The organism is Lentimicrobium saccharophilum, from assembly GCF_001192835.1.
GTDB lineage: Bacteria > Bacteroidota > Bacteroidia > Bacteroidales > Lentimicrobiaceae > Lentimicrobium > Lentimicrobium saccharophilum.
On the sequence record NZ_DF968182.1, the window covers coordinates 1,787,416 to 1,793,974 of the forward strand.

The 6,559-nt window shown below is 48.3% G+C and carries 2 protein-coding genes and 1 tRNA gene; 1 reads left to right on the forward strand and 2 read right to left on the reverse strand.

The genetic code is table 11. The features are described 5' to 3' along the window. Window positions 1-64: 64 nt before the first annotated feature. Window positions 65-2,275 carry a S9 family peptidase gene (locus TBC1_RS06770; protein ID WP_062040045.1) on the reverse strand — a complete coding sequence of 737 codons (2,211 nt, stop codon included), beginning with the start codon at window positions 2,273-2,275 and terminating at the stop codon, window positions 65-67. A 363-nt stretch (window positions 2,276-2,638) separates the two neighbouring features. Here TBC1_RS06770 and TBC1_RS06780 point away from each other — a divergent pair. Next, window positions 2,639-2,713: transfer RNA gene (locus tag TBC1_RS06780), tRNA-Val, on the forward strand. Window positions 2,714-2,815: 102 nt separating this feature from the next. On the opposite strand, the gene TBC1_RS06785 is transcribed toward TBC1_RS06780, so the two are convergent. Then, window positions 2,816-6,559: DUF7507 domain-containing protein (locus TBC1_RS06785; protein WP_201781640.1), on the reverse strand; the 3,744-nt coding region annotated here is incomplete at its 5' end.

Here is a 6,559-nt window from a genome sequence, read left to right on the forward strand (position 1 = left end):
TTCTTAAAAGGGGTGCAAAAATAGAACTATTCTCCGAATAATCAAAATTATAACTCATTTTTTTTCAGAGATTTTCTTTCAGATAGTCCTCAATCAGGGTAAAAAGGTGCATACGGGTATTGCCTCCGTAAATGCCGTGATTGCGGTTGGTGTAAAGCATCATATCAAACTGTTTGCCCTCCTGTACCAGCCTTTCAGCAAATTCCAGCGTATTCTGCACATGTACATTGTCATCGGCAGTACCATGCACCAGCAATAGTTTTCCCTGCAGGTCGCCGGCAAAGAAAAGTGGTGAATTCTGATCATAGCCTTCGGGATTATCCTGGGGCTTACGCATAAACCTTTCGGTGTATATATTGTCGTAGTACCGCCAGTTGGTGACAGGCGCCACGGCTATGCCTACCCTGAATGCCCCGTTGCCTTTCACCATGCATGAAGAAGAAATAAATCCGCCGTAACTCCATCCCCAGATACCAATCCTTGAACCGTCAACGTACGGCAGCGTAGCGGCATAGCTTGCTGCTGCAATCTGGTCGAGGGTTTCATATTTTCCCAGCTGCAAATAGGTAACTTTCCTGAAATCCTCACCCCTTGCGCCTGTTCCACGCGGATCCACGCACATCACAATATACCCCTGCTGGGCAATATACTCATCGAAACCCAATGACCAACGGTCAATAACCTCCTGCGAATTCGGTCCGCTGTATTGATTCATGAGTACAGGATACTTCATGGTGCTGTCAAACTGCGGCGGATAAATTACCCAGCCATTCAGCGTGATATCATCAGGCGTGGTAAAACTGAAAAACTTCCTGAGAGACGGTTTGTACTCATCCAGCTTTGTTCTGAGTGCCGTGTTATCCTCTAACACCCTGATCTGTTTTCCGCCGGCCTCATGCAGGGTATAGACGGGAGGTGTCGTTACCGATGAATAAGTATTGATGAAATACCTGAAGGTGGTACTGAATGCACCGTTATTGGTTCCGGTGAGAGCTGTAAGCCGGTTGGCTTTCTTTCCGTCGAGGCTTACCGAATAGATCTCGCGCTGCAAGGGTGAAACAGCGGCAGCCTGGTAGTAAAACAGCTTTTTCAAAGGATCGTATCCGTAAAATTCTGTTACATCAAAGTTTCCTTTGGTTAGTTGTCGCACCATGACCCCTTCCGTTGTAAAAAGATAAAGATGCGACCATCCGTCATGTTCGCTGGTAATTACAAAGTGTTTGCCATCAGGCAGAAAACGCAGATTGTCAAAGTTCCCTTCATCAATATATCTTTCATTCTCCTCTGCATACATGACTGATGAAGCGCCATTCAATGCATTGACCTTTAATATTTCCAGCTTGTTCTGAAGTCTGTTAAGCCTCAGCACAGCCAGAACAGACGGATCTGTAGTGAACTTTATACGCGGGATATACTGATCGGTCTCCGTCCCGGTATTTACCCTGAGGGTGTTCCCGCTTTCAAGGTTGTAGACCAGTACACTTACCTTCGAGTTATCCTCCCCTGCCTTAGGATACTTGAATTGACTGTTTGCAGGATACAGGGCATTTTCATCAAGCGAAGGCTTCTGACCCTGAAACATGGTCATATTAAACATTTTCACATTCCGCTCATCAAACTTTACATAGGCCAGCCGTTTACTGTCCGGCGACCAGTCAAAAGCCTTATTAAACTCAAACTCCTCTTCATAAACCCAGTCCGGAGCCCCGTTGATGATTTCATTGAATTTTCCGTCGGTGGTTATTTGCTTCTCTTCCCCGGTTGCAATATCTGTGATGAAAATATTATTGTCGCGCACAAACGCAACCTTTGTGCCATCGGGTGAGAAAGTAGCCAATTGCTGTTTTCCCTTGCGGGACAATGGCGAGAACGTCTCTGTTGCAATATTAAAAATATAATAATCTGCTTTGAATGACCGCCGGTAAAGCGGTTCGTAATCGGACTGTATCAGTATTTCTTTCTCATCGGCACTGAATTCATAATCCACGATCATTTTAATTCCGGAATCTTCAAAACTGTTGAGGTCGAGGATAACCGAAACAACCTCTCCGGTTTTGTAGCTTGATTTCACCAGTTTACGGTTATTCTCAGTCAGGGTAGTATAATGCATCCCATCATTCATTGATCTGATTCCCTGCACGGAAGATGCAGCGAAAATCCGCTTTTTCATAAGATCTTCCAGGGTGAAAGCCTTTTGGCCGGTCTGAGCTGAGAGCTGAACCGGAGCCAACATGAACAGGGCAAAAAACCAGATGGCAAAAAGTAACTTTTTCATAATCAGTAGTATTTATATTTGCGAATCCCATTCACTGTTGTTAACATGCAAAGTGCGGAACATAACAGGATTGAAACGCCAAAGGTAACCAGCCTGCCTGACATGGAGAAATGCTGTCCTCAAAAAAAGCTGCTGAATGGTTAAAACCTTTGGATTTCTGCTTGAAAGCTGTCTTATTATACCCTGGCCTGGGAATCAGGAGAAAGCCGGCAATGGTGCAGATCCGCGAAAGCATCACAAACCGGCCTGCACCCTGGAAAATGCGATCCGGACCTTAGAAATAATCAAAAAGTTCCTGTTAGAAAAGAAAAATTTCAGCAAATGGATTGGTATCAGTAAAATTTATTAATTTTGCACCCCTCCGGGATGTTAGCTCAGTTGGTTCAGAGCATCGCCTTGACAGGGCGGGGGTCACTGGTTCGAGTCCAGTACATCCCACAGAAAAGACCGCACATTTATCATGGCGGTCTTTTTTCATAAAATCAAACAGGCCTCCTGAAAATCCGGAGGCCTGCCTGAACTCAAATTATAACCACATTGCTAGTGAGTCCGGATAATCCGTTGTACCCTGATGGCTGTCGGGGTTCGGATTACACAAATCAACATAGCAAAGCTTTCATTCCTGCTGACATTGTAAACTTCGGTGCGTTCCTGCCCTGCTTCCATATTGCCTTCGAAGAGGGTTTTTACCAGATTTCCCTGCATGTCGTAAAGCTGGGCCTGAACCCTGCTGTCTTTATCCACACTGAAGGACACCTCAGTAAATAAACGGAAAGGATTGGGTGCAACCTTTAATTCAATGCCCACAGGCAATTCGTTCCCTAGCGGAAGTACCAGAGAGGACTTGGGTTTGGGAATGAAGAAGATGAAACGGCAATCCTCAAATGCCTGGTTAATCACCTGCACGGCATCCCTGATATCGCTGAGGGTAGGTCCAAGGTTCGGAGGAGGTGCAACACCGCCCAATGCCGAATTGGCCAGATCATAAACATCCTGAATGGTCGGATTGATACCAAGATAGAGGTATACCGAATAAGGAATGACGAAATGTAATGAATCGTCCAGCGGGTAACTGCCATTGGAAGTACCGCCGCCACAGGCCGACGAAGCCCGGGTGTAGAATTCGGGACTTGTAAGCACAACATCGGCCAGACCGGGTGACAGTCGCATATTCAACTCAAGGGCAATCATCTGCGAAAGCAGCGTATTGTAAAGTTTGCCATCATTGTTGAGCAGATAGCCAAAGTTTCCACAGCCCCAATTGCCGGTCAGTTTATTGGCAAACCCTTCACCCGGCAATATATCCATAATACACTGGGCGCCGCCGTCCACCGGCACACTGAAGGTGCGGCCATTGGCAGGTAAACCAAGCAACAGCGGATCATCCGGATACATCAGTGATTCAATCAGGTCATAAATGGTCTGACCGTTACAGAATTCTCCGAACTGATCGCTGTAACCTTCCTCAGTCAGTGTACAAACCTCAATCATAGGAGGCTGGCTCCATGCCTGGGTATCCTCGGCCGATGCAGTAACAGGCGTTGTCCCGAAATATCCGGTTACAAACGCGGTATTGGTGAACGACCCGGCTGCAATATCCGGTTCTGTAAGGGTATAAACAGCCGAATAGGCGCTGCTGTTGGTCATTCCAGGAGTCAGGACTTCAATGGCATTGCCGCTGAGATCTGCCAAAGGATCACTGAGGGCAACATCCGTGAGCGTTACGTTTCCGGTGTTGGAAATATCAAATGTATAGACGATTTGATCTCCGGCATTGTAAATACCCATGGGGAAGTTATCCACGAAGGTTCCTGTTTTAACCAGACTGATCGAAGGAGCCTGGATAAATGTCTGAACGTCGTCATCGGTATCGTAATACGCATTGACACCTGCCAGACCAATTACCATCGCTGTATTGGAGAGCGATCCAACATCAATGTCCTCCTGAGTAAGGGTGTAAATACCTGAGAAAGTTGTGTTATCGGTAACACCCGGAGCCATATTATTGATAGGCCCGCCATTTACCGCAATCATTGGATCGTTGATGTAAACGCTGGAGAAGGTCAGGTTGCCGATATTGGAAACTGCAAACTGGTATGATACCTGGTCGCCTGCATTATGCACCCCAATGGGCTCATTGTCGATAATGGTACCTGTCTTAACCAGCTCAATATTATTGGATAAAGGCGGTACAAAGTAGATAAATCCGCAATTTTCAAATGCCTCATTGATGTACTTCAGCGCATATTTAATCTGAGCCCGGGTTGGTGCATTCGGACCTGGAATCACCGGAGAGCCTAGTGCAAGGTTGGCCAGATCAAGCAGATCCTGGACAGTAGGATCAGATCCGAGATAGCTATAAACCGAAGGAGGTATTTCATAATAAGTTGAATCATCCAGCGGATAATCATCTTCGCCTCCGCAACCTGAAGCAGATCTGATGTAAAATGCAGAATTTTCCAGCAACAATTCGCCTAAAGCGGGAGTCATCCAAAGGTTAAACTGCATCGTAATGGCTTCCACAAGCAGGGTGTTGTTAAATCTGCCATCCGGCTGCAAGAGATCTCCGAAATTGCCGCAACTGTAATTGCCGGTCAATACAAAGGCGTTGTTCCAGCTGGGGAAACGATCAAGGATACACTGAGCTCCGCCAACTACCGGTACGGTAAATGAACGGTTATTGGCCGGAAGACCCACTACCAGCGGTCCGTTTTCCTGCAACAGGGATTCCATCAGGTCATAAGAACTGGTGCCATCACAGAATGAAGCAGTGGAACTACCAAGCGTAAACTGGGTCACGGTGCAGTATTCCTCCTCGCACTTCGGCACCTGAATTGTTTGTGTGAACGATGCGGGATTTCCGCAAGCGTCCGTCACAGTCCATGTTCTTGTATATGTAGCAGGTAAAGGAGCAGTTGATGCAGGATCAATCACATCCGAAATAACCGTTACCGTTCCGCAATTGTCCGTCCATTCGGGCAGCTGCCACGGCAGCAGATCAAACGGAGTCCCGCATTCTGCCACAATGGTTGAGGGCGGGATGTTGGTGATGGCGGGGGGTATGGCATCTCCGGATAATGTGAAGCTGCGCGTTATGCTGGCACTGCTGCAAAGGTCATTAATGCCAAAGATCACAGTCACCACACCGCCTTCGCAAAGTACCGGAGCTGTATAACCACTCAGATCGGGGATAATTACTCCACATCCGTCACCGGTCACGGCAAACTGGCCAAGCCATGCGGCAAAGGCCGTGTTCAGGGCTGACTGGTCTGCAAAGTCACAACTGCTGTAGGAAGCATCCGCCGGTCCTGCTACGGATACGGCTGACGGGGCAGTGACGCTAAAGCTGCGCGTAATACTGGTACTGCTGCAAAGATCTGTAATGCCATAGGTTACGGTTACCACACCACCTTCGCAAAGTACCGGAGCTGTGAGATTACTCAGATCGGGGGCCGTTACGCCGCATCCGTCTTCGGTAACTTCAAACTGGCCTAGCCATGCGGCAAAGGCCGTGTTCAGGGCTGTCTGGTCTGTAAAGTCACAACTGGTGTATGAAGCATCCGCCGGTCCTTCTACGGAAACAGCTGACGGGGCAATCAACGTAAAGGTCGCTGTTACTGACCCGCCTCCGCATTCATCCGTTACATTATAGGTCACAGTGGTGGTGCCGCCCTGGCAAAGTGCCGGAGCTACCGGTGAACCAACAATGGCTCCCACAGGGTTAAACCCTCCGCTTACACTGAAGCCGGTCAGCCAGGTGGCAAACGCTGCGTCTACCGCGGCCTGATCGGCAAACATACATGATGAACCGCTGTAGTCGTTGGGCTTGTTAATCACCAAGGGGTTGGGTGATACAATGGTAAACGTGGCCGTGGCTGTGCCTGTCTGGCAAAGGTCGGTTACATTATAGGTAACTTCGGTAAATCCTCCGCAAAGCGTGGGCGCCGTTGGCGTTCCATAGCTGCCCTGGGGATTGCATCCGCCCGTGACTCCAAAGCCTTCAAGCCAGCTTGCAAACGCTGCATTAATCTCTGCCTGGTCGGCAAAATCGGTGGCGTCTGCACTGAAATCAGCAGGTTCTGCTATTACAATCGCTGTAGGGGCATTTACGGTGAAGCTGCGCGTTATGCTGGCACTGCTGCAAAGGTCAGCGATACTGTAAGTAATTGACACCTCTCCTCCTTCGCAAAGTACAGGAGCTGTATAACCACTCAGATCGGGGATAATTACTCCACATCCGTCACCGGTCACGGCAAACTGGCCAAGCCATGCGGCAAAGGCCGT

What these genes read in the sequence shown, in the direction of transcription:
- TBC1_RS06770 (WP_062040045.1), bottom strand. Translation starts at nt 2,275, where the DNA reads ATGAAAAAGTTACTTTTTGCCATCTGGTTTTTTGCCCTGTTCATGTTG.